Raw genomic sequence first — 25,346 nt, 5'->3', positions numbered from 1 at the left:
TGCTCCAGTTTAAGGGGCAGGCTAACCCCTACCCAAAAAGGGCATACCCGCAGCGGTAATCGTCAGCTGATCAATGACTGCACTCGCCGGCAGATTCGCGGCGTAGAGGAAGGTCTCCGCAGCCTGCTTGGCATCGAACATTGGCTCGCTGCCTGTGAACGTCCCCAACAGGTCAGTCTGCGCATTGCCAATGTCAATGCGCGTTGCCGTAATGCCATACTCGCGTCCGTCCAGGGCAAGCACATGGGTCATTCCGGCAAGCGCGCTTTTCGACGTCGCGTACGCCGCCGTATGGGCTCTCGGCACCTGCGCCGCGATAGAGCAGTTGACCAGGATTCGGCCGCCTGCTTGGTCCGCCTTCCCATCACGCCCCGGCTTCATCCGAGCGAACGCCTCGCGTGCGCATAGGTACGAGCCGACCACATTCGTATCGATGACCGCGCGAAAGTCCTCAATGTCGGTCTCTCCGAACTCTGCGGGCGTGCCGGGCAGCCCCGCATTGAGTACCGCAACATCAATGGTTCCCGTAGCCACCTGCGCGTCCTCAAACATCGCACGGACCTGCTCGGGGTCAGTGATGTCACACTTGGAGTAAGTGATGTTGTCCGCTTCGGCGGCAACGGCCTCGAGCGCGTCGATACGCCTGCCGCAGATATGCACGTGCCAGCCATCGGCGGCGAAAGCCAGAGCAATTTCGCGACCAATGCCCGCGCCGCCACCAGTTACTACTACCGTTTTGGTCATGAGCACTATTATTAACTGTTCTACGGTCTACGCACACATGTCCCCGCACGACGCCGTCAACGCCGCGCGTGACGACGGCTACGCGGCCGTGGAATTCTGGTGGCCATTTGACCTCGCAGTGCCCGCACCCGATGAGGTTTCCGCTTTTTGTGACCTCTTTGACGACAGCCTCGGTCTTTATGCCATGAATCTGTGGGGAGGGGACATGGCAGCGGGGCAGCGAGGAGTGCTCGATACGGATGGGCTGCCCGCGGGGCATCTGGAGGCAGTGAGCCAGATTGCGCGGGCGACTGGGCTGAAATGCTCGAACGTGCTGCTGGGGCGCTCGGGGGAGCTAACGAACTTGCAGGTGCAAAGGCTGACTGAGATTACCGCGCAGCTGGAGCTCAGCGGAGTTCGCGCATTGATTGAGCCACTGTCCGGGATGAGCGATTATCCCATTACAGATCCCTGGCAAGCCGACGAGCTAGCGCAACAGACTGGTGCTGGTGTGCTCGCGGACTTTTACCATTTTGCGGCTAATGGAGTCGACGTGGATGCCTGGCTCACTGATGTGGAGACCGGAAGAGTGAGCCTGCCGGCGCACGTCCAGATTGCCGATTTCCCAGGCCGCGGCGCGCCGGGCACCGGTGAGGCGCCACTGCGCAGCTGGGTTGAGCGGCTGCGCGCCGCAGGATATGCAGGCGAAGTGGCTGGGGAGTGGACTCTGTAACCCTATGCAAACCCTATGCATGCCTGCAGGTGGGAGGGCGGGTATCGTGGGAAAGCATGTCAGATGTTCGCGTACGCTTTTGCCCGTCGCCAACCGGTACCCCGCACGTTGGCCTCATCCGCACTGCCCTGTTCAACTGGGCATATGCCCGTCACACTGGTGGCAAGCTGGTCTTCCGCATCGAAGATACCGATGCCGCTCGCGACTCCGAAGAGTCTTATCAGGCAATCATCGAGGCCCTGAATTGGCTCGGTATTGACTGGGACGAGGGCATCGATGTCGGCGGTCCGCACGGCCCGTACCGCCAGTCGCAGCGCAAGGACATCTACGCCGATGTATTGCAGCGTCTCATTGACGCCGGTGAAGCGTACGAGGCCTTTTCCACCGCTGAAGAGGTTGAGGAGCGCCACAAGGCCGCCGGCCGTGACCCGAAGCTGGGCTACGACAACTATGACCGCAACCTCACCGAGGAGCAGAAGGAAGCCTTCCGTGCAGAGGGGCGCAAGCCGGTGATTCGCCTGCGTATGCCGGACGAGGACATTGTCTTCGATGACCTCGTTCGCGGTCGTATCGAGTTCAAGGCCGGCCTGGTTCCGGACTTCGTTATTGCCCGCTCCAACGGTGAACCGCTCTACACCCTGGTTAACCCGGTCGATGACGCTCTGATGGAGATTACTCACGTCCTGCGTGGTGAGGACCTGCTGCCATCGACGCCGCGCCAGATCGCTCTCTACGAGTCGCTGAAGCGCATCGGTGTCGCCAAGTTCACCCCGGAGTTCGGTCACCTGCCGTTCGTTATGGGCGAGGGTAATAAGAAGCTGTCCAAGCGTGACCCGCAGTCCAATCTCTTCATCCACCGCGATAACGGTTTCATCCGCGAGGGTCTGCTGAACTACCTGGCACTGCTGGGGTGGTCTATGGACGGCGACCAGGACATCTTCACGATGGACGAGATGGTCAAGGCCTTCGATATCCACGATGTGCTGTCCAACCCGGCTCGCTTCGATCAGAAGAAGGCCGACGCTATCAACGCGGACCACATCCGCATGCTCGATCCGAAGGACTTCGAGCAGCGTCTGCGCACGTACCTGGAAAGCCACTTTGACTTCCCGGCCGACTACCCGGCGGATAAGTTCGCTTTCCTGGCAACGCTGCTGCAGACCCGTGTGAAGACGCTTTCCGACGCCTGGGACCTCTCGAAGTTCCTGGTTGTGGAAGAGGACGGGTTCACCTTCGATGAGCGCTCGGCACGCCGTAACTTCAAGGAAGACGCCGTCGCTGTCCTGGAGGCCACCATTGCAGCTGTGGAGCCGCTCAGCGAAGAGGACTTCGTCACCGAGAAGCTTGAAGCTGCACTTCAGAAGGCCCTCATCGAGGACCTGGAGCTGAAGCCACGCAAGGCTTTTGGCCCGGTGCGCGTGGCCGTGACTGGCGCTCAGGTTTCGCCGCCGCTGTTCGAGTCCATGGAGCTGCTTGGTCGCAGCCGCAGCCTGGGCCGACTGCGCAAGGCGCTCGAGGTCACTCCTTTTACTGCTGCTCAGTAAAGAGCGCGAGCTGGGCTGAGCGAAGCAGGTTCGTGTAAGAGCCCGCTTCCTTGCCCACCTTCTGCGGGTCGCGGTTCAGCATATTCATGGAGGTTTCGCGGTAGTCCTTGACCAGCGACCCCATGTGGTTGTTGAAGAACTCGTGCCAGTCGGTTCCCCAGTGGACCGTGCCGTCCTCGTTTCGCTTGAGTAGTGCGGCAAAGGCGTACACGAGCGGGTAGATGAACCCGTCTGGAATCGCGTAGCCGATGGGCTGGCGGTAGAACTTCGAGTACTTCTGTGGAGTCTTGCCGGTCCGCGGATTCTTCTTATTGGCCTTGTCAACAGCATCAATGCCGCCGAATTTACCGCCGCTCTTGTTGTAGAGATCGGGTAGCTCTGCGTTGATGCGCTCGAAAATATCGATGAAGTCACGCGTGAGGTTCAATGCGCTGCGGACCTTCTCGTTGTAGAGAACGACCTCTTCGGTGCGCTCATTGATGCTTTCAGTGCTGGGCTTAGTGACCTCCGGTGAGCTCATGACATCCTCGAAGCGGTCAAGCAGCTTGGCCTTGCCGGAGTAGAGGCTGGTGGGGGTCGGTGCTTCAATCTGCTTGCCGTCGGCATCCTTCGGCAGGTCAATACAAGACAGTGGAATCCACGCCATAGCGATGACATCGCCCACCTTTAGTCGACCAGTATCGTTGGTGCGCCACTGCACGTTGTCGCTAATTCCCTGAGGCAGGGCATGCTTCAGATCGTCAAAGTAGCCGGCGCGATTGAGCTTTGCTTCCGCCTTGAGCTCCGCATTGTTGTTGCGGGCGGCACAGATATCGAGCAGTGCATCGGAGAATTCCTGCACAGTGTCCTCGTCCCGAGCACCTGGCACGAGTACCTCTACCGGAACACGGGCATCGAGCTCGGTGAGGCTTTCGTCGGCAAGCAATTCCTCAATTTCTTCCGTACGCTCCGACCAGACCTCCTTCATTTCGGACCACGTCTTGATTTTGCGGCTAGGTGGTGGAGTGAGCTTGCCCAGAACGAACAGTGCGATAGCCAGCGAGTTGTGACCGCCGTCGAGGATGCCTTCGATGCGACGGTTGCTGAAGGTGAAGCGGTAGAGATTGTCTTCACTGGTGAACTGAGTGGAGGCCAGGAGCACACCCTTGGACTTGTAGGCGAAGAGCTCCGGCGTGGTGTCGATGGTTTCCATGATGGCATCGGTGATGCGGCCGGTGCGGGACACGCGTGGGTTGGCGTCGAGGTTGAGGGCCGAGATGATTTTTGCGAACTGACGGATAGTGACAGTGCCGATGACGCGACCGATGGTGCCGTTCATTTGCTCCGTGATGTCGGAGAACTCCAGCTCGAGCGTGATGGGGGCGGTTGTTGCCGTCGTTGTTGGGGAAGTCATGATGCCTGCCTTTCAGGTCTGGTTTTTTGGTGTGTGTCGGCTGTTTACCAGCCGCTTCACCACGAAGTGTCTCCTGAAGGGCGGATCAGCTTTGAGCTGCGATCGAATGGGCTTTCGATCTGGGACTGCGTTAGTTATATGCACTGCATTAGTTACGCATTAGTTATGCGCACTGCTGAGGTGGGCTGTGGGGAACTCGCGAATTTAAACGAGCCTTTGACCAGGTGATTTGCTCTTGTTGGCGCGAATTGGCTATATTATTCCTCGTTGCGTTCAGCAGCGATGGCCTATGGTGTAATTGGCAACACTACGGTTTCTGGTACCGTCATTCTAGGTTCGAGTCCTGGTAGGCCAGCAGTGAAGAAGTTCATTGTTGAATGTATTCACTAACTGCAAAGTTCTAAGCCCCGTTCGTCTAGCGGCCTAGGACGCCGCCCTCTCACGGCGGTAACACGGGTTCAAATCCCGTACGGGGTACAAAGGCAGCGTGAAAGCGCCAGTCTTTATTGGCCTATGGTGTAATTGGCAACACTACGGTTTCTGGTACCGTCATTCTAGGTTCGAGTCCTGGTAGGCCAGCGGAATTCGCTCACTCAGTTGAGTTGGATTCAGTTCTAAGCCCCGTTCGTCTAGCGGCCTAGGACGCCGCCCTCTCACGGCGGTAACACGGGTTCAAATCCCGTACGGGGTACAAAGTTACTCCCCAGTCAGTCGGCTGGGGAGTTTTTGTTTTTTAAGCATCGAGGCGACTATGACCAGGGGCGACTATGACCAGTGAACGTTTCGCACGACTGAAGCTTCTCCTAGGGGAGGAGGGGCTAGAAACGTTGGCTGAATCTACCGTCATGGTTGTCGGACTCGGAGGCGTGGGGTCGAGTTGTGCCGAAGCTCTCGCCCGAGGCGGCGTGGGCAACCTCATCTTGATCGACGGTGATGTCGTGGAGCCGAGCAATCTCAACCGTCAGGCGCTGGCTTTTGTCTCCACGATTGGCCGGGTCAAAGCCGAGGTTATGGAGGCGATGGTTGCCGATATCAACCCGGATTGTACGACCTATGCCCGTCAGATTTTTCTTACACGCGAAAACCTGGCGGAGGCCTTCGAGCAGTTCCCGCGTCCGGATTACATCATCGACGCTATCGACGATGTCACCGGCAAGATTGAGATCGCGCAGTGGTGCGCGGAAAATCGCATCCACCTCATTTCCGCTATGGGTGGCGGAAATAAGCTCGACCCAGCTCGGCTGACTTTCTCGAAAATCAATAAGACTAAGGTCTGTCCGCTGGCGAAGGTCGTCCGTCAGGTGTGTATCCGCCGACGCATTCGCGGTCTTGAGGTGCTGTACTCCTCTGAAGAACCAGTGCGAATTACAGATAAAGGCAGCGGCACCAAAGCGGAAACCCTCGGTACTATGAGCTACATACCGCCAATCATGGGGCAGATGCTGGCCGGAAAGGTCATTCGCCGTTTGCTCGGGTTCGAGGAAACCCCGCTGGCCCCGCGCATCGGCGGTCCGGCCGACGAAAACCAGCCACCAACGGAAAAATGATGCGGCTCATCGATACCCACTTTCACTACGACTTCCTGCCACAGGATTCGCGCGAGCGTTTTAAGGCTGATCTTGCACGGGAGGGTGTAGAGATTATCGCGCAGACGGTCCGGCCCTCCGGCTTTGTCGAGCTAGAGAGTGAAAGCTTGCCCATGGCCGCCGTGGGCTATCACCCGTGGTACATCGATGGCAACTATGAGCGAGAGCTCGAGATTTTTCGCGCGGCCCTCCCTCGCGCTCGCTTCATCGGCGAGATTGGCTTGGACTTCGCGCCCCGCAGGCTTGACGACGTTTCTGCCGAGACTCAAATCCATGTCTTTACCAGCATCCTGGATGCTGTCCAAGCCTCGAGCCTGTCACATATCCTGTCCATTCACACGGTTCGGAGTGCTGGTGTGGTGCTTGGCCTAATCGAACCACGTTTGGACACCAGCTCCAGCGTCGCACCAGGCGAGACCTTCGTGCCCATCTTTCACCGCTTCGGTGGCACTAGCGATGAACTGACGCGGCTGATCCGCGCCGGTGGTTATATCTCCGTCAACCCGCTCATGTTGCGGACAAAGCGCGGACGGGCCTATGTGTCGCAGGTGCCCGTCGATAGGCTCTTGCTGGAGACAGACCTTCCGCGCGAGCCTGGAAGCGGTGACGCGGTGGAAGCGGTCGCTGCAGAGGTAGTCGCTGCGTTGCGGGAAACTGTCGCCGAGGTTGCGGCCTTGCGAAAAATGGATGAAGCGGAGCTTGCAAACGAGCTGGCCAACAATGCGAAAACGCTAGGGATTTAATGCCTTAACCTGCGGATTTGCAGTTACTATCCACGTCTAGTGTATTGTTTAACAAGTCCGCAGCGCGCGGATGAAAAGTTCTAAGCCCCGTTCGTCTAGCGGCCTAGGACGCCGCCCTCTCACGGCGGTAACACGGGTTCAAATCCCGTACGGGGTACAAAGTGGCAGTTTCGCTTTTCTGACCTAGACAGTTCATGAAAACGGAATTTGCGACACGGGATCCCGATTCGGCTGAATGCGAATCGGGATTTTGCCTTTTCAAATGTCCTTCAACCCTATTCCATGACAATTACAGGGTTAGCAGCAAGAAACTCTTTTTCGCTGCTATTGGGGTGGGTGACAATAGAGGTATGGCTGCGAAAGAGCTAACCAGCAGACAGAAGAAGATTCTTGGATGGATCGTGGATGGTTGCGCCGGTGACCCTCCGCATGAATTTTATAAGAATACAGCGCGCATGCTAGAGGGGCACAAGTTAGTCAAGATTTCAGGTCACGGTGATAAGTGGAAGGCTGTAGCTACAAAACGTGGTGAGAGGGTTTACGCCGGTACCGAAGCGCTTGTAGTCAATAAGAAGCGGCGGAAGAACACGGCGGCGAAGGAGCCACCGGTACCCTCCACATTGAGAAAACCAAAACCAACGCCAAAACCCGACGAGCCTGAAGTTGATTTAACTCCTTACATGGCTCGAATACGCCATGGTATTGGAGAGTCAGACCTCGACGTTTTCACAATCGTGGCCTCGGCCGGTGAGATTCGCGACTTCTGGTTACCGGCGGCGGCGAAACTATCCCGTGATAGGTCTTGGTTGGAAGATGGCCACGTTTTTGACTACGCAGGAAGTACCTACGTATATGGCCAGGAGAAGCCCCGATTCAAGGCCGCTGTTATCTCTATTGAGCCAATGAAACTGGTTGGGTGGAGGGAGATTTTACGTGGCGATAAACGCGTGGCGAAATACAATAAGAAAGCTGTCGAAGCGTTTGGATACTACAAGAGGCAGTTTAGTTCCGATGTGCAATTGCGGATTAAGCGAGTTTTGCATGTGCTCTTCACAGAGATTGAACTGAACGGTGGCCGGATAGAACTAGAGACTTGGTACGACTCATGGTCTAAAGAGAAAGTGCTTCGTGCAGTTAAGCTCGGCTTTGATTTCGATCTTCAAGATCTCAAGTTCCGCGAGAGATATAACCGTGTGCAGCGTGAGCCAACACAAGATGAAATCGATTATCACAACCGTTGGCACGAGGGCGAAAAGATGAGGCGCTTCTGGGAAAAAATCCCGAATGGTCAACTTGTCCTTGAATTTCGAGGGATGTCCGCTCGTGATTCGAAGAAGAACTCAGAAGCGTTTGCCGACGGCATTGAGGCCTATTTCAAGTGGCATCAAATTCGAGAATTCTGGAAGAAGACAGATTATGAGATTGCGGGCAGAGAGAGGGCGCTCCGAGCGAAGCAATATGAGTTCGCTAAGCCAATCGCTGCGAAGACTGTCGCGAAGGATTTCTATTTCAACGCGTTGTATCAGCGCTCTCAGGAGTTAAAAAAGTTTGAAGCGGTGTGTTCCTATCTCGAATATGTGAAGCGAATTGAGCCTGACAGCCCGTGGATCTCGTGGGCTGAGAAGTATCTCGATACGTTCAATCCGAGAGACTGTATTACGATGCCGGATCCACCTGCGCTCGACATCAAGGCTCATGCCGGGCTCATTGAAAAGATTATTGATGCGCTTGGCAGGGATGAAAGCACGTGGGCTGACGCGTTCCCCGACGGTGAATTTCACGGATGATTTTTCTGTAGCACCGTGCATGTGAAGGTCAACTTACGAGTCCGTGGACTCACTACTCATTGCTGTCTTCAAATGAGCTGAGCTCAGCGAGGAGTACTTCTTGTCCGACCTTCGACTCTGAGATTGCAGCCGGTGCACGCATTTGCGCAGTATATTCTGAGCGCTGTCGAACTCTACACACTTGATGAACTAGCCTTCTGGCTGACCGAAACCGGCTTCATGCCACCGAAGTCCTGGAAGAAAACCCGCTGCAAAATCTGGTCGGGCTAGGCCGCAACTGCGCACTATTCGAATCAGCACGCACCTGAGCCTATCTCGAAATCCGCCACCACCTCGGCGACCCCGATGGGCTTGGTCTCGCTATCCAAACCGCAGCGCAATCCATGAACCAGAACTCTTCAGCGGACCACTTTCCACACGCGAAGTCGACCAGATTGCCCGATCTATCCACTGATGGATCGTCAACCGCTCACGCATGTGAGCAGACGGCTCAGCAATCTACGAAGAAACCTTTAGCACCATCCAAAGCGCACGAGGGAGAGAATCTCGTAGCAAACGTCAAGGAAGAAGAGCTGAAACCGACAAATGGATTGAGGCTGGCCATGAGTAGGGATCCAAGAAATAGATATCCGGGTTATCCACGAAAGGGGTGGTCAGTTCGGGAACTTGCTGAAAAACCGGAGTATTTACCCGTGCAATTTCTAATTGTACAAGCGAGCCAAGAGCGAGCTATCTCGCTCGAGCAGTTGAAAAACGCCAACGCGTACGCGAGCTACGTGCCAGGAGCCTAACCATCCGAGCGATAGCACAGGAAACTGGGTACTTCGTTGGCACAGTTCATAGATACGCGAGTGAAGAATCTCGCGTATAACGCGTATAACGTGCTTACGTAGTGATGAGTAACCAATCTCCATCGTTATTAGGGTCTGGGATGCACGTAACTGAGCCAAATGCATCGGTTACAAGCCAGTACCGAAACTTAGCCGTCTCACAGTCGTTCGCTGATAAGTGCACACTGATTACTCTTCCGTATAGGTCATTCCCGGCTAGAGTAGTGGCAGCCATGCCATTTGCTGTTTCGGCAGAAGGCGATGCCGCAGCAACTCCGCTTAGGCCAAAACACAGCGAAAAAAGGAAGCGATAGATGCAACTGCTATTCTCTTCATGCTTTTCCCTCAACTAGGTTCACCATTAAAGAAACACGAACTCTGGAGAGATGCAATGGCAAAATTTCCTCCTGAAACGGACTTGTCGCTCCACGATGTCATTGACATCCTGGAGTCAGTTCTCCGTGAAGAAGAGATAGACAATGCTCCAGCAGCAAAAGTATGGATAAAGTCTACCCTTCCAGAGCTAAGACGAGCTGAAGAAAAATGCGCTTCCATCTCGACTAATAGAGTTATCGTAAAAATTCTCGAAGCGATGGTTCTTATCGAGAGAAAATATGGGAAAAACCATAATCTTTCTTCACATGATGATCGTCTAGATCTGTCTTAAAAACGGCAAGAACCCAATTCCCGTTACCGTATATAGACATACGGATACCCAAAAAGTAACCCGCTTTCAGCATGAGTGTTTCCTCCGCTTCTACGAGAAGCAGAAGCACTTCGACTTTTATTTCCAACTCGCGATTGGGACAATGCCCCCGCTAGCTGGATAGGATTGCTGAGCACGGTAGGGGAACCAGACCTTCCGCATCAATATTTGAACCTCGCTGGTCACAGAACAGTTTCCGGGGTGTGTACTGAGGTAGCAAGATTTTGTAGACCGGGCTTGTGCCAAAACGAGCACGCCAAGTAGTTTGCAGTCATAAAATATTGGCATGAATTCGGCCAAGTCCTCCTACGTTCCGGAGCTGACCAGCATTCGAGCCATCGGTGCGTTCGGTGTCCTGCTTACGCATGCCGCGTTCTGGACTGGACATTACACGGACGATTGGTGGGGGGCGTCTCAACGGTCGATTCGAAATTGGCGTCACCATCTTCTTCGTGCTCAGTGCGTTTCTGCTCACAGGGCGTTGGCTCGGTTCGCCTGACGACGTCCCTGCGAATCGACCGGACTTGCGGAAGTACTTCACCAGTCGCGCGAAGAGAGTTCTGCCGGCCTACTGGATTGTGGTTACTGCGGCATTCCTCATTCATGCCGCAGATGACCCGCCACCATCGGGTGGGGGTTTGCAGGGCTGGCTGCGGTCGATGTCTTTTACTCAGACGCTCCAATTCGGCTGGATCCACCCGGGCTTGCCGCAGATGTGGTCGATGGTGGTGGAAGTCGGCTTCTACCTGGTGTTGCCACTGGTGGGACTTGGCATCTGGACGATTACTAAGGGGCGCCTGCGACCTGGCCCAACGTTGGCCATCATTATTGGTTTTGGTCTCATTGGCCCGGTCTGGACTGTGCTGTCGCATCAAGAAGAGCTGCTGCCGGTAGTGGCACGGCTGTGGCCGATGGCGTATTTCGACTGGTTCGCCATCGGTATGCTGCTGGCCTACGGGCGAAAAGTTGGCTGGCGCGTCAATTTGGCGGCCAGCTGGCTGATAGCGCTAGTCCTGTTTTTCCTATCCACAACCACCCACGTGGGGCCAGCAACCTTGGTGCCGGATGATGTCGACCAGGCGTTGTGGAAGACCACGCTGTATGGCCTGTCCGCTGGTGCATTCGTGGCCCCGATTGCGCTGGGTACGGAGGTCAGGTGGCTTCGTCATCCAGCCATGATTTGGTTGGGAGAGGTCTCATACGAGTTCTTCCTCGTCCACGTGCTGGTCATGGACTGGGTGATGACGTTGATGGGCTATCAGACCTTCCAAGGCTCGATGTTGGCAGTGGCAATCGTCACCGCTGCCTTTGCCCTGCCGCTGTCGTGGCTGCTGCGCCGCATCACTGATGTGCTTACGCGGCGACCGGGGCCTGCGAGCCCGTGGGCTACCTACCGATCGTCGTCGTCAAGCGGTCCGAGCTCAGCAACGAGCACTTCCTGCGCGACCTTCATCGCGGACAGTGCGGCCGGTGCGCCGCAGTAGCCGGAAGCGTGGACGATGGCTTCGGTGATCTCGGTGCGGGTCAGGCCGTTGGCGAGGGCACCCTTGATGTGGCCGCGCAATTCTTCGGTGGCGCGCAGAGCGACGAGCATTCCAATGTTGAGCAGGGAGCGATCACGCTTGGCCAGTCCTTCACGGCTCCAGACGGAGCCCCAGACGGTGGCGGTGATGTGCTTCTGCAGGGTCTCTCCGTCGGAGCCGGCGTTGCGAGAGAGGGCGGCATCGACGAATTCGTCGCCCATCACCTCGCGGCGAATTTGGATGCCGGCATCATAGCGGTCAGAGGAAAAGAGTTCATCATTGGGATTGCTCATGCTTGCTAAGTATAGGACTTGCAATGCGGATAAATTCCGAAATGTCCCCACTAGCTTCACTGCCGCGACGCATAACTACGCTGAGATTGCGAGTAAAACGGGTGCGGGTGGGGACGATGACGATGCGCCCGAGCGTTACCTGATCGCGAATTGCGCCGCGGGCGATGATTGTTGGCGCTGCCAGCGCAATCATGCCAGCACGCTGTGCCGAAAGGGAACCAAATTCTCCCGCGGGTTCGGCGAGATTCCCCAGTGTATCTTCCACGACCTTTCTACTGCCGGAACCGGGTTCGCGAATAACCAGCGGGGTAGTGCGCAGTTCCTCGATGAATATCTCGGCCCGCTCAGTCCACGGATGCCCCGTCGGCACAGCGAGGACCAGCTCATCGGTGCCGATGATCCGCTCTTCGAGGTCGTGTCGACCAGCCTCGCCCTCTACCAGGCCGAAGTCCACCGCACTGTTGGCCACTAGTTGCCGCACCTCACGGGAGTTTGCCTGCACCATTGACAGTTTGACTGCGGGATGTTGCCGGTGGAACTCGGCGGCCCAGCCGGGGTAGTAGAGCTCAGCGACAGTATTGGACACCGCAAGGGTGAGGTGGCGGGGAACATCGTCGGAACGCAAGCTGGCGGCAATGCCCGAAAACCTGTGGCAGGCGGCGAGGAGGTCTGGGAGTGCGTCGATAAGCACTTGCCCGTTTTCCGTGGGAGATACGCCGTAGGGGGAGCGTTCGAAGACGGTGATTCCCAGCGCTTTTTCCGCCCGCGCGATGCGTGCGGACATGGTCTGCTGATTGATGCCTAGCTCACGCGCGGCCTTGGAGATCGAGCCTGCACGGGCGGCGGTGAGAAGTGCTTCGAGTTCGGCCACAGCGGAGGGGTACATGCATTTATGGTACCCCTCACAGAGTTTGGTGATAGCTGTAGCTGTGGCAAGAACAAATACGGTATGAGCATGACCAACTCTTCTCGCCGTGATGTGCTGGCACCCGCCGGGCCCGCGTGGGCAGGATCTCTGATGGGTACGTCCATCTTCGCCACACTTGCGCACATCCATGAGGTGCCGGTGATTCCGGAGCTTCTTCTAGTCATGGCGGTGGGCATTCTCGGCTTTATGGTGGTCGGCTGGCTGCGCCTTCGAAACCCGCCTTTCCACTCGAAGCTGATGGCGCCGTGGGGCATGCTCTCGATGGGCATCATGGCTCTCGGTAGTGCTGCGACTGCGCTAGCTAGTAACTCATCGTGGCAGCTGATGTCCTGGTGGATCGGTGCGCCGCTGGCAATCTACGTCAGCCTTCGCCAACTGCGAGGATTCGAAGGCGAACCAACTTTTCAGTGGGGCCTCGCGCTAGTCGCCCCGATGGTGGCGGCGACAAGTGGCGCACAGCTGAGCGTTGACTACGGCACGTTCTATCACGTCTGCGCACAAATACTCTTTTGGATGGCGCTGATTACGGTTCTGCCGGTTTTCGTACGCTGCTACGTCGCGCTGTTCTCTGGCGCCATGCGCATCCCCGATTCCATCGCCGGTACTGCCTGGATTCCGCTCGGGCTGGTCGGTCAGTCCACGGCCGCTGCGCAGCTGCTTTTCAACCGAACCTCCGCTGTCGCTTACGGCACCGCTGTGCTCATTGTCGGTGTCTTCCTCGCCGCCATCGCTTTACGACGATTCACCCGCGCCGTAATCAGTTGGGCCGGATACAGCCCTGGTTGGTGGGGTGCAACCTTCCCCGTGGGCACTCTGAGTCTTGGTACGCACAGCCTGGGTGACATTACCGGCGTGCAGTGGCTATACGTGGCCAGCGCTGGGCTGCTGTGTTTGCTGGCTGTGCACTGGTGCGCGTGCGTGGCTCGATTTGTTTGGTGGGCGCGGAGCTAGCTAGTCAAGCTCGACCCGCACCCGCCCGTTGCGGTTCTGGTCTTCTCGTGGCGCAATACCCAGCGCGGCGGCGGGGAACAGAGCCGTGACGGCAAACAGCGCGGGGAAGCCCGCAGCGGCCACAATCGCACCCGAAACCGGAGGCGTTGCAGCGTAGATAATGTTCTGGAACGTGTTCTGCGTACCCATAGCGCGTCCGGACCAGAAGGGGCCTGCGTATTCAGCAACTGCGGTGAAGGCGAGTCCATTCGGGCTGACCACAGCAACGGCCAGTGCGCAGACCAGCAAAGTTCCAAGCGTGCGCCAATCAGCCCAGCTGGCAATCATCATTGCGACAGCCAAAACAAAGGTCGCACCCGAGACCCAGCGGTAGGGGCGGATGCGAGATCGCACTCGGTCAGAGACCACACCCATCAGTGCTCGCGATCCGGCACCGAGCAGCTGCGAGACCATCACAATTGTGCCCGCCGTGCCATCGGAGTACCCCACAGACAGCAACCACACCAGAATGTAGGCACCCATCATCGACTGCGGCCAGGACAGCAGCGCCGAGGCGATGTGGATGCGCACGAGGTACTTGCCGTCCCGGTAGGGGCTGGCCGTGACGGTGGGGTTCGAGGCATCAGGGCGAGGGGGATTCTTCACGCCTATCAGTACAAGCAACGCCAGCACGGCGCACAGGATTGCGGGCATCGCGAGTGCGACTCCGATGCTGTAATTCTGCGCGAGAGGGTGCAGGGTTACCGCTGATAGTGCAGCGCCGAGGGGCTGAGCCATTTGGCGAATGCCCATCGCAGTGCCGCGCTGATGCGGTGGGTACCAGCCCGACACCACGCGGCCGGATGCCGAATTCACGCTCGCCGCCGCACACCCGGCGAGAAAGAGCGTGGCCCCGAGCAGAGCCGGGCTTGACGACGAAGCTAGCGCCGCAAGCCCCGTCGTTAAGGCAGTAGAGGTCAGGCCGGCGAACAGAGCTGCGCGTTCGCCATAGCGGTCGACAAACCAGCCCCAGGCGATGAGCGTGAAGACAATACCGGCCGCCGGCATTGCTGCGACGAGGCCGGCGGCGGAGAGGCTTAAGCCGTTTTCCTGTAGGGATGGGATGAGAAAAGGCACACCCATGTGAACGACGGACGAACCGACCGCCGCGAACATGGACAGAAGAAGGACAAGGTGACGGTAAGCGGGCATTACAGTCGGGAGCTCATCTCTTCAGCGGCGCCGAGAACCTTTGCGCCCCAGCATTCGTAGGGCGACGGAGTCATGCGCTCCACGGGGCCGGAGACGGATAGGACTGCAATCATGCGCTGGTTGCTGTCGAAAACCGGGGCGGAGACGGAGGCAAGTGCGGGGTCGCGCTCACCCATGGACTCGGACCAGCCGAGACGTCGGCAGTCGTCGAGGTCCTGTTGGTTGAAGTCGGCGTCGGGAAGCATTCGCTCAGCGAGGTTGGCCGGGCCAAAGGCCAGGAGAACACGTGCGGCGGAGCCGGCGGTTAGCGGCATGCGAGAGCCAACTGGCACGGTGTTGCGCAGTCCGGTGGCGGGCTCCATGGAGGCAATACAGGTGCGGGTATCGCCGGTGAGACGGTAGAGCTGCACGGACTCTCCGGTTACCTCTACTAGCTTCGGCAGGATGTGCGCTGCGGCGTCGGCAAGCAGGTCGGTGGTGACAGGCGTGATCTCGGTGAGGCCGGGGCCCGTCGTCCAGCGGCCGTCCGGAGTGCGGGTGACAAGGCGGTGTACTTCCAACGCCGTGGCCAGCCGATGGGCGGTGGCGCGGGGCAGGCCGGTGTCGTCACAGAGCTCGGCGAGGGTGCGTGGAGTTTCTGCAACAGACTTGAGAATGAGTACCGAACGGTCGAGAACCTTAATGCCACTTAGAGCTGGCGTCTCGGATGTGCTAATCTGTCCCATGCCATGATATTAACATCTCATTCCTTGAGATAAAAGAGATATATCCGGAAGGCGGCTCACCCACTATGCGCACCACGGACACCAGCCCGAAGACTCTGGCCGAGAAAGTCTGGCATGACCACGTAGTCAAGCAAGGCGACAACGGCGAACCAGATCTGATTTATATCGATCTGCACCTCGTCCACGAGGTTACCTCGCCGCAGGCTTTTGATGGCCTCCGTCTGGCAGGGCGCAAGGTACGCCGCCCGGATTTGACCATCGCAACCGAGGACCACAACGTTCCGACCACTGTCGCCGGCGGCAAAATCAATCTGATTGAGGAGCCGACCTCTCGTACCCAGATTGCCACACTGCGCAAGAACGCCGAGGAGTTCGGTATCCGCCTGCATCCGATGGGCGACCGCGAACAGGGTATCGTGCACGTCGTCGGCCCACAGCTGGGCCTGACTCAGCCGGGCACCACCGTCGTCTGTGGTGACTCGCATACCGCAACCCACGGTGCTTTCGGTGCTATGGCCTTCGGTATCGGTACCTCGGAGGTTGAGCACGTTCTGGCTACCCAGACCCTGCCGCTGAAGCCTTTCAAGACCATGGCGGTCAACGTCACCGGCGAACTGCAGGATGGTGTTACCGCCAAGGATTTGATTCTGGCGATTATCGCCAAGATTGGCACCGGCGGTGGTCAGGGCCACGTTATTGAGTACCGCGGCGAGGCCATCGAGAAGCTGTCGATGGAAGCCCGCATGACCATTTGCAACATGTCCATCGAAGCCGGTGCCCGTGCCGGCATGATTGCTCCGGACGAGACCACCTTCGAATACCTGAAGGACCGCCCGCACGCGCCGCAGGGCGAGCAGTGGGACGAGGCAGTCGAATACTGGAAGTCCCTGGTTACTGACGAGGACGCGAAGTTCGACAAGGTCGTTGAAATCGACGGTTCCGCGCTGACTCCATTCGTTACCTGGGGTACTAACCCTGGCCAGGGCGTGCCGCTGGGGGAGACCGTGCCAGATCCGGAGTTCATCGCTGAGGACTCCGACCGCATCGCGGCCGAACGCGCACTGGAGTACATGGATCTGAAGCCGGGCACCCCGATGCGCGACGTCAAGGTCGACGTGGTCTTCGTAGGTTCCTGCACCAACGGCCGCATCGAGGACATGCGCGCCGTCGCCGACGTGCTGAAGGACCGCAAGGTTGCCGACGGCGTCCAGATGCTCATCGTGCCGGGCTCCGCAAAGGTCCGTGCGCAGGCTGAGGAAGAGGGACTGGGCAAGATCTTCGAAGAGGCAGGCGCCGAATGGCGTATGCCGGGCTGCTCCATGTGCCTGGGCATGAACCCGGATCAGCTGACCCCGGGCCAGCGTTGCGCTTCGACCTCCAACCGCAACTTCGAGGGCCGTCAGGGCAAGGGTGGTCGTACCCACCTGGTCAGCCCGGCTGTCGCCGCAGCCACTGCCGTCGCCGGTCACTTCGCAGCACCGGCTGATCTCTAACTGACTCTCACTGCCGATCTTTGTACAACAGACCCAAGCAGAACTTCTAAGGACCTTTCACTATGGAAAAGTTTGATACTCACACCGGCGTCGGCGTTCCCCTGCAGCGATCCAACGTCGACACTGACCAGATCATCCCGGCTGTCTACCTAAAGCGCGTCACCCGCACCGGATTCGAGGATGGCCTGTTCAGCAACTGGCGCAACAACGAGTCCGACTTCGTGCTCAACCGTCCGGAATACGCAAAGGGCTCCGTCCTCGTAGCAGGGCCGGACTTCGGTACCGGTTCTTCCCGCGAGCACGCCGTGTGGGCCCTGATGGACTACGGTTTCCGCGTCGTCATCTCCTCCCGCTTCGCCGATATCTTCCGTGGCAATGCCGGCAAGGCGGGGCTGCTCGCCGCACAGATGCAGCAGTCCGATGTCGAGCTGCTGTGGAAGCTGCTGGAGGCTAACCCTGGCATGGAGCTCACCGTCAACCTGGAGACCCGCACCGTCGAGGCCGGTGAGCAGGTCTTCCCGTTCGAGGTCGACGACTACACCCGCTGGCGTCTGATGGAAGGGCTTGACGACGTCTCCCTGACCCTGCGCAACGAAGCGGACATTGTGGCCTACGAGGAGAGTCGTCCGGCCCACAAGCCTAAGACGCTGTAGGTCAAAATCCTCACAAACTACTTCACCGGCAGCGCCGAGGCGTAGTAATCAGCCGTGGTCATCACACCGTCGTTGAAGCCCAGCACCCAGGCAGAGCCCTTCTTGCACAGGATTTCCTCGTCGAAGGGCAGGGTGCCCTCAGCGGACCAGGCGGCAAGCAGGTCTGGGATGGTGATGCCCTGAGAGCAGATGACGCTGACTCCGCCTAGCGCGACAATGTCTTCGAATGCCTTCTTGGACTCAACCTGGTTGGCAATCCAGTGCTCGTCGCCAAGCCGTTCGTCGACTGTGACCTGCATTCCCAGCTCTGCGGCGAGTGGCGCGACGGTGTCCTGGCAACGCACGGGCTCGGCGGAGTAGATCCGCTCGGGGCGGAAGCCTTCCAGGGCAGAGACGAGCAGTTCCGCTTGACGACGTCCCTTCTTATCCAGTGGCCGCAGTGCATCATTGCCGTTCCAGTTGGTGCGACGGTGCGCACGCCCATGGCGAACCAGAATGAGACGGGTGTCCGGTTCCTTGTTCATGCGCTTGCGGGCCTTGACCAGCACGTCGCGGTCGAGGTCGTAGGACAGCAGCTCCTCGGCTTCGTCCCAGGAGACCCAACGAAGCTCGTTGACCTCGGAGTTCTGTTCGAATTCGCCGTCTAGAACCTCAGCGGTCCAGTACCAGACCAGCTTCGTTCGTCCGGCGACAGGGTAAGAGACGTTGCCGACGAGCTTGCCCAGACGGACGCGGTAGCCGGTCTCTTCCCAGATTTCGCGGACGGCGGTGGCAATGAGGTTCTCGCCGGCGTCGAGCTTGCCTTTCGGCAGCGACCAGTCGTCGTAGGAAGGACGGTGAATCACGCAGATTTCAGGGTTATGGACATCGCCGCGCCATAGAACCGCGCCGGCCGCGAAGGTCGGCTTGGTGATATCCTGACCTGGCTTCGTCGGAATCTGGCGCAGGCGACCGGTCACGGAGGTATCGCCCTTGAGGTCCTTGTCCTCTTCGTGCATCATCGTGAATTCCCTTTCAATCCTTTGTCGCCGACCTAGTTTAGTATCGCAGTGTGAGAACGTCTCGCTAGACTTGTTGGAGATTAGAGGCTAACGGAGGAAGGTCGCGGCGATGGTGCAAGTTTCAGTGATGGGTGCGGGCTCGTGGGGCACGACGCTCGCCAAGGTTTTTGCTGATGCGGGCAATCCTGTACGGCTGTGGTCGCGACGTGCGGAGCAGGCACAGCGTATTCAGATCAGCCGCGAAAACCACGACTACCTGCCTGGTCTGGGGCTGCCGCGCAACATCGAAGCCACCTCGGATGCAGAGGCCGCGCTGAAGGGCGCGGATGTGGTGGTGCTGGGCGTGCCCTCGCAGACTCTGCGTGACAACCTCAAGGTCTGGAAGGACTTCATCGGGCCGGAGACGATTCTGCTCAGCCTGGCCAAGGGTGTGGAGCGCGAGACACATCTGCGCATGAGTGAGGTCATTGCGGAGGTCACAGACCTGCCAGCAGAGCGTATTGCGGTGCTGTCCGGCCCGAACCTCGCCCGCGAGGTTGCGATGGAGCAGCCAGCGGCAACGGTCATTGCTTGCGCTGATGAGAACAATGCCAAGATGATTCAGGCGGCAGTTGCCACTAATTACTTCCGCCCGTACACCAACACCGATGTGATCGGCTGCGAAATCGGCGGTGCCTGCAAGAACGTCATTGCGTTGGCCTGCGGTATGGCCGCTGGTCAAGGATTGGGTGAGAACACGCTGGCAACCATTATCACCCGTGGCTTGGCGGAAATCACTCGTCTGGGTAATGCCGTCGGCGCAGAAGATAAGACTTTCGCGGGATTGGCGGGCCTCGGTGACTTGGTGGCCACTTGTTCCTCGCCGCTGTCGCGTAACCGCACCTTCGGTGACCGTCTCGGTCGCGGTGACACGATGGAGCAGGCGCAGCACGCTACGCGCGGTCAGGTGGCTGAGGGTGTGATTTCTTCAATCTCGGTCCGTGACCTCGCTCGTCGCAATGGCGTGGAAATGCCAATTACTGAGGCCGTTTACGCCGTCTGCCACGAAGGCGCGAAGGTCGATGAGACAATTCGCAAGCTGATGGGGCGAAGCCGCAAGTCGGAGTAACCACTTCAACGAGGTCGGGGCTAAACTAAGTCACCATGACTTCGTCGAATAGCTCGTCTGCAGATCGCATTTCCGTCGCCGTCATCTACGGTGGCGCAAGCCCTGAGCACAGCGTCTCCTGTGTCTCGGCCGGCGCAATTATGGATCACCTGGATGAGGACCGCTTCCGAGTGGTTCCCATTGGTATTACCAAGGATGGTGTCTGGACCGTCGGGACGCGTGAGACGGATACGCTGCGCACGCAGGGGCGTACGATGCCTGAGGTCATCCCGGGCGAGGAGGTTGCGCTGAGCACCTCGCCGTCACGCCGCGGTGAATTCCGCTTCGTCACCGGTGATCGCGCCGGCGAGGTTTTCGACACCGTCGACGTTATCTTCCCGGTCCTCCACGGTCCGCACGGCGAGGACGGCACGATTCAGGGGCTCTTTGAGCTTTCCGGCATTGCTTATGTCGGCCCGGGCGTGCTCGCTTCCGCTGCGGGAATGGATAAGGAACGCACGAAGAATCTCTTGCAGGCAGCGGGGCTTCCTATTGGCAAGCAGGTTGTTTTGCATGTTGGCGAGTCGCTTTCCGACGAGGACAAGGAGACCCTTGGCCTGCCGGTGTTCGTTAAACCTGCCCGTGGTGGATCGTCGATTGGCATTTCCCGCGTGGATGATTGGGCGAATCTGGATGCGGCGGTAGAGCTGGCCCGAGAGCACGACTGGAAGGTCATTGTAGAGGCCGGTGTAGACGGCGCCGAGGTGGAGATTGGCGTGCTGCAGCGCGCTGACGGCAGCCTTCAGGTCTCTGTCCCGTCCCTGCTGCGTGGCACGGAGGACTCCGACGAGGGCTTCTACGGTTTTGAGACCAAGTACTTGGATGATGTCGTCTCGGCGCAGATCCCGGCTGAGCTGCCGGAGGATGTTTTGAAGGCACTGGACACGGATGCTCGTCGGGCGTTCAGGGCACTAGGCTCTGATGGGCTGACTCGCGTGGACTTTTTTGTCACGGATAATGGCCCGATTATCAATGAGGTCAACACCATGCCGGGCTTTACCCCGATTTCGATGTACCCGCAGATGTTTGCGGCTTCCGGTGTTGCCTACGAGGAGCTGCTCAGCGCCCTGATTGAGCGGGCGCTGGTAGCTCGTCGATAGAAGTTGGTTCTTACTTTTCTTCGCTCGGCGAGATGTTCTCCAGGTTGTCCGCGATGACCGAGGAGAGCACCGGCATTAGTGAGCTGGCCTCCGACATCGGCATTTCAACGGCGACGAAGCGCTCCCGGCCCATGGCGTACCAGGTGGCGGAGGTACCGGAGGAAAGCGTTGGTTCGTTGAACCAGACAATGTCGCCAACCTGCGTCAGCTGCTGCGTGGTGGTGCTATAGCCAGCCGGCTCGTCGACACCACAGCGCAGCACCACCGGATCTGCTGGGGTGCCGCCCCAAATGACCATGTCCTTCGGCATGTCAGCCGGCATTTCCTCTGCGCTCAGACGGTGACGGTTGCCAAGCTCGCGGGGGAGGGCAGCCTCCAAGCCGCTGCAGCGCTTATCAGCTTCCGGAGCTGCCAGTTCTACCAGTGGGACGCCGCCGCGCTCCGGCTTGTTCTTGTACTCGGAGTCCGGGCGCAGCGCCTCGGCGAGGTCACTCAGGGCATCCTCCGCCTCTGCATTTCCTTCGGCGGTAATCGCAACAACCGGTTCGCGCCCGACGGTGAACCAAGTCGCCAAAGACTCGTCGGTACTGTCGACCACGCGCAGCCACGAAATGCCCTTGACCTCTTCGGTCTTAGCCAGTTCGTTGTACTGGCTAGGTACGTTCGCGCCACAGCGCAGCGTGATGCGGTCTTGTTCCAAGTTTCGGTACACAGCGGCGCCTTCTGGAGCCGGCTCTGCAATGTCGGCGCGAACCAGACCTGCGGCGCGATCTGGCAGTCGGTCGAGCAGTTCCGCACACTCGGGCGAGTCATTGGCGGGAAGCTCCGGATTGGAAATCGCGACTGGCTTTGTCGCCTGATTATCCTGGTAAATCTTTGCGGCAAAAATAATGCCGAGGATAGCGATAATGGCGATAGCGAGTGCGATGCCCGCGCGTGTCCGGCTACCCTTGGACTGAACTGTTTCTCCCGATGGGGGTGCGTCTACCATGGGCCTGATTCTACGTTGTCCGGTACCAACTCCAATTGGTTGGGGGCAATACCGAGACGGGTTCCGCTATTAACGGTTAACCATCGACTATTAGGAATGTGACTCGACACTGTGACTGAATTGACCATTGGCGATATTGGCGAGTTTGGGGTCATTGAGGCCATCCGGGCTATCGCCCCGTCGGCACGCAATGGCGACGATGCCGCCGTCTTGACGCAGACAACCCCCAACGCCCGTTTTGTCACTTCCACCGACATGTTGGTGGAAGGGCGCCACTTCCGCCTGGACTGGTCGACACCTCAGCAAGTTGGAGCTAAGGCCGCAGTACAGAATTTCGCCGATATCGAATCGATGGGTGCGCGTCCAACGGCCATGCTTTTCGCCATCTCAGCACCGTTGCATACTCCGGTGAGTGTGGTCACCGGTATCGCCGAGGGATTGTGGCAGGAAGGCAAGCAATGTCCGGCGGAACTCGTCGGTGGTGACATGGTCAGCGGAGATTCTCTGGTGATTTCCATCAGTGCGATGGGCGAACTCGGTGGGCTTGGGCGGCCGCTGCTGCGCTCAGCAGCACGCGCGGGGGATACGGTGATTGCGTCGGGACGCATCGGCTACTCTGCTGCGGGCCTTGCGCTGCTGCAGCACTGCGGAAGCCCGGCAAAAATTCCAAGCGAGTTTGCGCAGCTGGTGGCCGCACACTGTACGCCCGAATTTGAATATCGCAGGGGTGCTACGGCGCGAGCCACAGGTGTGCGTTCACTGACGGACAATTCCGATGGACTGGTCGTGGATCTCCGCGCTATTGCGCAGGCCTCCAGGGTTACTTTGGAAGTTGACAGCAGTGCCATTGCGCCCGATGAGTTGCAGATTGCCGCTGGTGAATACCTGGGCATCGACCCGTGGGAGTGGGTGCTCACCGGCGGGGAGGACCACACACTGATCGGTTCGACGCCGGGGGAGCCTCCGACGGGGTTCCGCGCTATCGGCACGGTGTCGAAGGAAAAGTTCGATTCGGTGCTTATCGACGGCCAACCTCCTGCCCGCGATGCCGGTTGGGTTTCCTTTTAAGAGTTCGAAGAGGTTTTGAGAAGAAAGGCTGCATGACATGGATCCGTTGCCGGTCGAAGAAGGGTGGCAGAAGGCGCTGGAGCCAGTGGCCGATGACATCCACCGGATGGGGCAGTTCCTGCGCGAGGAGAACGCGGCCGGCTACGGTTACCTGCCCGCGGGCACCGATGTGCTGCGCGCCTTTACTTATCCATTCGATGAGGTCAAGGTGCTCATTATCGGTCAGGACCCGTACCCGACCCCGGGGCATGCGATGGGGCTTAGCTTCTCGGTCCAGCCGGATGTGAAGCCGGTACCGCGGTCGTTGGCGAATATTTTTAAGGAGTATTCCTCCGACCTGGGGCTCCCGACTCCCTCCAACGGTGACCTCACTCCGTGGAGTAGGCAGGGCGTAGCTCTGTTCAACCGTGTGTTGACCGTACGTCCGGGTGCTGCTGCCTCGCACCGCGGTAAGGGCTGGGAGGCAATCACGGAGCATGCCATCAAAGCATTGGTCGCCCGTGATCAGCCTCTCGTGGCCATTCTGTGGGGACGCGACGCGCAGAGTTTGCAGCGTTGGCTCCCCGGCGTGGACTGCATCTGTTCGCCGCACCCGTCACCGCTGTCGGCATCCCGTGGGTTCTTTGGGTCGCGTCCGTTCAGCCGGGCCAATGAGTCGCTGATTCGTCAGGGAGCTACCCCTATCGACTGGACGCTAGAATAGGAATTCATGTCTTTGCAGATTGGTTCTGCCGCCATCGTCGGCTGGGTTGCCCGGGGGATTGACGCGCTTCAATCCCGCCGCGATGAGATCAACAGTCTCAATGTCTTCCCAGTACCGGATTCCGATACCGGGTCGAATATGCTCGCGACGTTGAGTTCGGCCTATGAGGAAGCGCAAAAGGCTGACGCTTCCGATGTTCGCGCAGTCACCGCGGCCCTAGCTGCCGGTGCAGTGCGCGGTGCCCGCGGTAATTCGGGCACTGTGCTCTCGCAGGTTTTTCGCGCGGTGGCTGAGGCTGCCTCCGGTAGTGGCATTGGCGTTGAGTCGGTACAACACTCGCTAAAGCTAGCTGTGCAACATGTTTCCCAAGCGATTGCCAATCCGGTGGAGGGCACGATTCTGACAGTCCTGCGGCACGCCGCGATTGCCGCGGAGGAATTTGAGGGCGACTCGATTGAGGAGCTCGCCGACACGATCGCGGATGCCGCTCGCGATGCGCTGGCGAAAACCCCCAGCCAGCTCCCGGCACTGCAGCAGGCGGGCGTGGTCGACGCCGGCGGCGCGGGGTTGGTCATTCTGCTCGACGCGCTTGCCGACGAAGTCAGCGGCCGCGCAGCCGCACCGGTCGATTTGCATGTCGACGCGCCACACGTAGCCACCGTTGAGATGGAGGTCATGTACCTGATTTCCTTGGCGGATACCCAGGCGGTGGAAGCGCTGCGAGAGCGGTTGAACCCGCTGGGCAATTCGCTCATCATCGCAGGTGATGCTGGTAATGCGGAGACCGCGCAGTACATGGTGCATATCCACACAGTGGAGCCGGGCGCGGTTATCGAGGCAGCACTTGACTTCGGTCGTCCGGAACGCATCCGTATCGAGGTGCTCGATGAGCCGGAGACAACACCTGACTCCACTCGCATCCTCATTGCGGTAGTGCCGGATGGTCCGCTGAATGATCTCATCACCTCCTCTGGGGCGATTGCTATCAGCCCGACCCCCGCTCCGACTCCCACATCCACTCCCACAGATCGCGCAGCCATCGCCGACCAGGAGTTCGCTGACAATGTGGTCACCAAGGCACTGACTGCCATGAGGGGCGCGGACGAGGTTATCCTGCTGCCAAATGGGCTGGTCAGCGACCAGGAATTGGCGGATATCGAATTCGCTGCTGCTGCGGCTAATCCGACTCTCGCGGTAGTGTCCACAGACTCCATTCCGGCTGGCCTTGCTGCCTTGGCCGTGCATTCGGCTGAGCTGCCGCTGGCGGTTGCTGCGTATGCGATGGGAGAGGCTGCCAATGGCACGCGAACGGCTGTAGTCGCTGCGGACGTCGATAAGCCCCTGACTGACGCGCTCACAGAGACCATCTCAGACCTGTTGGCTGGCGGCGGGGAACTAGTGACTCTGCTGCTCGGGCGCGGAGCTGAGGGCGTGGACATAGCGCAAGTGCGGGCGCGGCTGGACAAGCCTGTGGAGGTCGTAGCCTATGATGCGACCGGCATCGATGAGCTGGTGCAGGTAGGAATCGAGTAGC

The 25,346-nt window shown here is 58.9% G+C and carries 23 protein-coding genes and 5 tRNA genes; 20 read left to right on the top strand and 8 right to left on the bottom strand.

The window, feature by feature from the left end:
• Nucleotides 1-21: 21 nt before the first annotated feature.
• A complete protein-coding gene (locus QKE19_RS00805; protein WP_070437845.1) occupies nt 22-744 on the bottom strand; it encodes an SDR family oxidoreductase in 723 nt (240 codons plus the stop codon).
• On the opposite strand from QKE19_RS00805, the gene QKE19_RS00800 reads away from it, so the two are divergent.
• Together QKE19_RS00800 and gltX are read left to right on the top strand one after the other, a co-directional pair.
• Nucleotides 743-1,456 carry a TIM barrel protein gene (locus QKE19_RS00800; RefSeq protein WP_258225176.1) on the top strand — a complete coding sequence of 238 codons (714 nt, stop codon included), beginning with the start codon at nt 743-745 and terminating at the stop codon, nt 1,454-1,456. The genes QKE19_RS00805 and QKE19_RS00800 overlap by 2 nt on opposite strands.
• Nucleotides 1,457-1,512: 56 nt before the next feature.
• A complete protein-coding gene (gene gltX, locus QKE19_RS00795) occupies nt 1,513-3,000 on the top strand; it encodes a glutamate--tRNA ligase (protein ID WP_101687602.1) in 1,488 nt (495 codons plus the stop codon).
• Here the strand turns inward: gltX and QKE19_RS00790 are convergent.
• Entirely contained in the window at nt 2,984-4,393 is a 1,410-nt protein-coding gene (locus tag QKE19_RS00790; RefSeq protein WP_255468815.1) for a hypothetical protein, read from the bottom strand. The genes gltX and QKE19_RS00790 overlap by 17 nt on opposite strands.
• 283 nt (nt 4,394-4,676) lie before the next feature.
• Here QKE19_RS00790 and QKE19_RS00785 point away from each other — a divergent pair.
• From QKE19_RS00785 to QKE19_RS00740, 10 genes are all read left to right on the top strand, one after another.
• Nucleotides 4,677-4,748 (top strand) — tRNA-Gln (locus QKE19_RS00785).
• A 49-nt stretch (nt 4,749-4,797) separates the two neighbouring features.
• Nucleotides 4,798-4,870, top strand: a tRNA-Glu gene (locus QKE19_RS00780).
• A gap of 30 nt (nt 4,871-4,900) precedes the next feature.
• Nucleotides 4,901-4,972, top strand: a tRNA-Gln gene (locus QKE19_RS00775).
• 39 nt (nt 4,973-5,011) lie between these two features.
• Nucleotides 5,012-5,084 (top strand) — tRNA-Glu (locus QKE19_RS00770).
• A gap of 76 nt (nt 5,085-5,160) precedes the next feature.
• Nucleotides 5,161-5,940, top strand: a complete 780-nt coding sequence (locus QKE19_RS00765; protein WP_070603775.1) for a ThiF family adenylyltransferase — start codon at nt 5,161-5,163, stop codon at nt 5,938-5,940.
• Nucleotides 5,937-6,722 carry a TatD family hydrolase gene (locus QKE19_RS00760; protein WP_347890124.1) on the top strand — a complete coding sequence of 262 codons (786 nt, stop codon included), beginning with the start codon at nt 5,937-5,939 and terminating at the stop codon, nt 6,720-6,722. Before QKE19_RS00765 ends, QKE19_RS00760 begins: the two co-directional genes overlap by 4 nt.
• An 84-nt stretch (nt 6,723-6,806) precedes the next feature.
• Nucleotides 6,807-6,879, top strand: a tRNA-Glu gene (locus tag QKE19_RS00755).
• A gap of 193 nt (nt 6,880-7,072) precedes the next feature.
• Nucleotides 7,073-8,509 (top strand): hypothetical protein, encoded by a 1,437-nt coding sequence (locus QKE19_RS00750; RefSeq protein WP_049171601.1) that lies wholly within the window; start codon nt 7,073-7,075, stop codon nt 8,507-8,509.
• A gap of 1,164 nt (nt 8,510-9,673) precedes the next feature.
• Nucleotides 9,674-10,006 carry a hypothetical protein gene (locus QKE19_RS00745; RefSeq protein ID WP_126107984.1) on the top strand — a complete coding sequence of 111 codons (333 nt, stop codon included), beginning with the start codon at nt 9,674-9,676 and terminating at the stop codon, nt 10,004-10,006.
• Nucleotides 10,007-10,410: 404 nt separating this feature from the next.
• A complete protein-coding gene (locus QKE19_RS00740; protein WP_224784311.1) occupies nt 10,411-11,529 on the top strand; it encodes an acyltransferase in 1,119 nt (372 codons plus the stop codon).
• Here QKE19_RS00740 and QKE19_RS00735 read toward each other — a convergent pair.
• Both QKE19_RS00735 and QKE19_RS00730 read right to left on the bottom strand, forming a co-directional pair.
• Nucleotides 11,436-11,861 carry a carboxymuconolactone decarboxylase family protein gene (locus QKE19_RS00735; RefSeq protein ID WP_070546713.1) on the bottom strand — a complete coding sequence of 142 codons (426 nt, stop codon included), beginning with the start codon at nt 11,859-11,861 and terminating at the stop codon, nt 11,436-11,438. The genes QKE19_RS00740 and QKE19_RS00735 overlap by 94 nt on opposite strands.
• Nucleotides 11,845-12,747, bottom strand: a complete 903-nt coding sequence (locus QKE19_RS00730; RefSeq protein WP_070546711.1) for a LysR family transcriptional regulator — start codon at nt 12,745-12,747, stop codon at nt 11,845-11,847. The genes QKE19_RS00735 and QKE19_RS00730 overlap by 17 nt, the downstream gene beginning before the upstream one ends.
• Before the next feature lie 69 nt (nt 12,748-12,816).
• Here QKE19_RS00730 and QKE19_RS00725 point away from each other — a divergent pair, with 69 nt between their 5' ends.
• The gene (locus QKE19_RS00725) at nt 12,817-13,740 is read left to right on the top strand and encodes a TDT family transporter (RefSeq protein ID WP_224433164.1); all 924 of its coding nucleotides are present in this window, start codon (nt 12,817-12,819) and stop codon (nt 13,738-13,740) included.
• Here QKE19_RS00725 and QKE19_RS00720 read toward each other — a convergent pair whose 3' ends face one another.
• Nucleotides 13,741-14,931: an MFS transporter gene (locus QKE19_RS00720; protein ID WP_049189543.1), complete on the bottom strand. Its 1,191-nt coding sequence runs from the start codon at nt 14,929-14,931 to the stop codon at nt 13,741-13,743. It abuts the gene before it with no gap.
• Nucleotides 14,931-15,656, bottom strand: coding sequence for an IclR family transcriptional regulator (locus tag QKE19_RS00715; RefSeq protein WP_049171587.1), 726 nt, complete (start codon nt 15,654-15,656; stop codon nt 14,931-14,933). The genes QKE19_RS00720 and QKE19_RS00715 overlap by 1 nt, the downstream gene beginning before the upstream one ends.
• Nucleotides 15,657-15,721: 65 nt before the next feature.
• On the opposite strand from QKE19_RS00715, the gene leuC reads away from it, so the two are divergent.
• Both leuC and leuD read left to right on the top strand, forming a co-directional pair.
• On the top strand, nt 15,722-17,149 hold the full coding sequence (gene leuC, locus QKE19_RS00710; RefSeq protein WP_049189542.1) for a 3-isopropylmalate dehydratase large subunit: 1,428 nt from the start codon (nt 15,722-15,724) through the stop codon (nt 17,147-17,149).
• A gap of 62 nt (nt 17,150-17,211) precedes the next feature.
• Complete coding sequence (gene leuD, locus QKE19_RS00705) at nt 17,212-17,802, top strand: 3-isopropylmalate dehydratase small subunit (RefSeq protein WP_049189541.1); 591 nt, start codon at nt 17,212-17,214, stop codon at nt 17,800-17,802.
• 17 nt (nt 17,803-17,819) lie between these two features.
• Here the strand turns inward: leuD and QKE19_RS00700 are convergent, their stop codons facing one another.
• The gene (locus QKE19_RS00700) at nt 17,820-18,800 is read right to left on the bottom strand and encodes an NUDIX hydrolase (protein ID WP_347890178.1); all 981 of its coding nucleotides are present in this window, start codon (nt 18,798-18,800) and stop codon (nt 17,820-17,822) included.
• Between the two features lie 112 nt (nt 18,801-18,912).
• On the opposite strand from QKE19_RS00700, the gene QKE19_RS00695 reads away from it, so the two are divergent.
• Together QKE19_RS00695 and QKE19_RS00690 are read left to right on the top strand one after the other, a co-directional pair.
• Nucleotides 18,913-19,911: an NAD(P)H-dependent glycerol-3-phosphate dehydrogenase gene (locus tag QKE19_RS00695; RefSeq protein ID WP_049189540.1), complete on the top strand. Its 999-nt coding sequence runs from the start codon at nt 18,913-18,915 to the stop codon at nt 19,909-19,911.
• Nucleotides 19,912-19,946: 35 nt separating this feature from the next.
• Nucleotides 19,947-21,050: a D-alanine--D-alanine ligase family protein gene (locus QKE19_RS00690; RefSeq protein WP_049171570.1), complete on the top strand. Its 1,104-nt coding sequence runs from the start codon at nt 19,947-19,949 to the stop codon at nt 21,048-21,050.
• 10 nt (nt 21,051-21,060) lie between these two features.
• On the opposite strand, the gene QKE19_RS00685 is transcribed toward QKE19_RS00690, so the two are convergent.
• Nucleotides 21,061-22,041, bottom strand: coding sequence for a DUF3515 domain-containing protein (locus QKE19_RS00685; protein WP_070429308.1), 981 nt, complete (start codon nt 22,039-22,041; stop codon nt 21,061-21,063).
• A 111-nt stretch (nt 22,042-22,152) separates the two neighbouring features.
• Here QKE19_RS00685 and QKE19_RS00680 point away from each other — a divergent pair, with 111 nt between their 5' ends.
• From QKE19_RS00680 to QKE19_RS00670, 3 genes are read left to right on the top strand one after another with little or no spacing between them, the layout of a single operon-like run.
• Complete coding sequence (locus QKE19_RS00680; protein WP_049189538.1) at nt 22,153-23,109, top strand: thiamine-phosphate kinase; 957 nt, start codon at nt 22,153-22,155, stop codon at nt 23,107-23,109.
• 37 nt (nt 23,110-23,146) lie between these two features.
• Entirely contained in the window at nt 23,147-23,812 is a 666-nt protein-coding gene (locus QKE19_RS00675) for a uracil-DNA glycosylase (RefSeq protein WP_048735462.1), read from the top strand.
• 6 nt (nt 23,813-23,818) lie between these two features.
• Nucleotides 23,819-25,345 (top strand): DAK2 domain-containing protein, encoded by a 1,527-nt coding sequence (locus tag QKE19_RS00670; protein ID WP_048735464.1) that lies wholly within the window; start codon nt 23,819-23,821, stop codon nt 25,343-25,345.
• Nucleotide 25,346 lies beyond the last annotated feature (1 nt).

It is taken from the genome of Corynebacterium sp. c8Ua_99 (assembly GCF_039907185.1).
Taxonomy (GTDB): domain Bacteria; phylum Actinomycetota; class Actinomycetes; order Mycobacteriales; family Mycobacteriaceae; genus Corynebacterium; species Corynebacterium jeikeium_D.
Note: the sequence above shows the minus strand (reverse complement) of the source record. Positions and strands in the feature narration are given on the sequence as shown.

What these genes read in the sequence shown, in the direction of transcription:
- QKE19_RS00800 (WP_258225176.1), top strand. Translation starts at nt 743, where the DNA reads ATGAGCACTATTATTAACTGTTCTACGGTCTACGCACACATGTCCCCG.
- QKE19_RS00805 (WP_070437845.1), bottom strand. Translation starts at nt 744, where the DNA reads ATGACCAAAACGGTAGTAGTAACTGGTGGCGGCGCGGGCATTGGTCGC.
- gltX (WP_101687602.1), top strand. Translation starts at nt 1,513, where the DNA reads ATGTCAGATGTTCGCGTACGCTTTTGCCCGTCGCCAACCGGTACCCCG.
- QKE19_RS00790 (WP_255468815.1), bottom strand. Translation starts at nt 4,393, where the DNA reads ATGACTTCCCCAACAACGACGGCAACAACCGCCCCCATCACGCTCGAG.
- QKE19_RS00765 (WP_070603775.1), top strand. Translation starts at nt 5,161, where the DNA reads ATGACCAGTGAACGTTTCGCACGACTGAAGCTTCTCCTAGGGGAGGAG.
- QKE19_RS00760 (WP_347890124.1), top strand. Translation starts at nt 5,937, where the DNA reads ATGATGCGGCTCATCGATACCCACTTTCACTACGACTTCCTGCCACAG.
- QKE19_RS00750 (WP_049171601.1), top strand. Translation starts at nt 7,073, where the DNA reads ATGGCTGCGAAAGAGCTAACCAGCAGACAGAAGAAGATTCTTGGATGG.
- QKE19_RS00745 (WP_126107984.1), top strand. Translation starts at nt 9,674, where the DNA reads ATGCTTTTCCCTCAACTAGGTTCACCATTAAAGAAACACGAACTCTGG.
- QKE19_RS00740 (WP_224784311.1), top strand. Translation starts at nt 10,411, where the DNA reads ATGCCGCGTTCTGGACTGGACATTACACGGACGATTGGTGGGGGGCGT.
- QKE19_RS00735 (WP_070546713.1), bottom strand. Translation starts at nt 11,861, where the DNA reads ATGAGCAATCCCAATGATGAACTCTTTTCCTCTGACCGCTATGATGCC.
- QKE19_RS00730 (WP_070546711.1), bottom strand. Translation starts at nt 12,747, where the DNA reads ATGTACCCCTCCGCTGTGGCCGAACTCGAAGCACTTCTCACCGCCGCC.
- QKE19_RS00725 (WP_224433164.1), top strand. Translation starts at nt 12,817, where the DNA reads ATGACCAACTCTTCTCGCCGTGATGTGCTGGCACCCGCCGGGCCCGCG.
- QKE19_RS00720 (WP_049189543.1), bottom strand. Translation starts at nt 14,931, where the DNA reads ATGCCCGCTTACCGTCACCTTGTCCTTCTTCTGTCCATGTTCGCGGCG.
- QKE19_RS00715 (WP_049171587.1), bottom strand. Translation starts at nt 15,656, where the DNA reads ATGGGACAGATTAGCACATCCGAGACGCCAGCTCTAAGTGGCATTAAG.
- leuC (WP_049189542.1), top strand. Translation starts at nt 15,722, where the DNA reads ATGCGCACCACGGACACCAGCCCGAAGACTCTGGCCGAGAAAGTCTGG.
- leuD (WP_049189541.1), top strand. Translation starts at nt 17,212, where the DNA reads ATGGAAAAGTTTGATACTCACACCGGCGTCGGCGTTCCCCTGCAGCGA.
- QKE19_RS00700 (WP_347890178.1), bottom strand. Translation starts at nt 18,800, where the DNA reads ATGCACGAAGAGGACAAGGACCTCAAGGGCGATACCTCCGTGACCGGT.
- QKE19_RS00695 (WP_049189540.1), top strand. Translation starts at nt 18,913, where the DNA reads ATGGTGCAAGTTTCAGTGATGGGTGCGGGCTCGTGGGGCACGACGCTC.
- QKE19_RS00690 (WP_049171570.1), top strand. Translation starts at nt 19,947, where the DNA reads ATGACTTCGTCGAATAGCTCGTCTGCAGATCGCATTTCCGTCGCCGTC.
- QKE19_RS00685 (WP_070429308.1), bottom strand. Translation starts at nt 22,041, where the DNA reads ATGGTAGACGCACCCCCATCGGGAGAAACAGTTCAGTCCAAGGGTAGC.
- QKE19_RS00675 (WP_048735462.1), top strand. Translation starts at nt 23,147, where the DNA reads ATGGATCCGTTGCCGGTCGAAGAAGGGTGGCAGAAGGCGCTGGAGCCA.
- QKE19_RS00670 (WP_048735464.1), top strand. Translation starts at nt 23,819, where the DNA reads ATGTCTTTGCAGATTGGTTCTGCCGCCATCGTCGGCTGGGTTGCCCGG.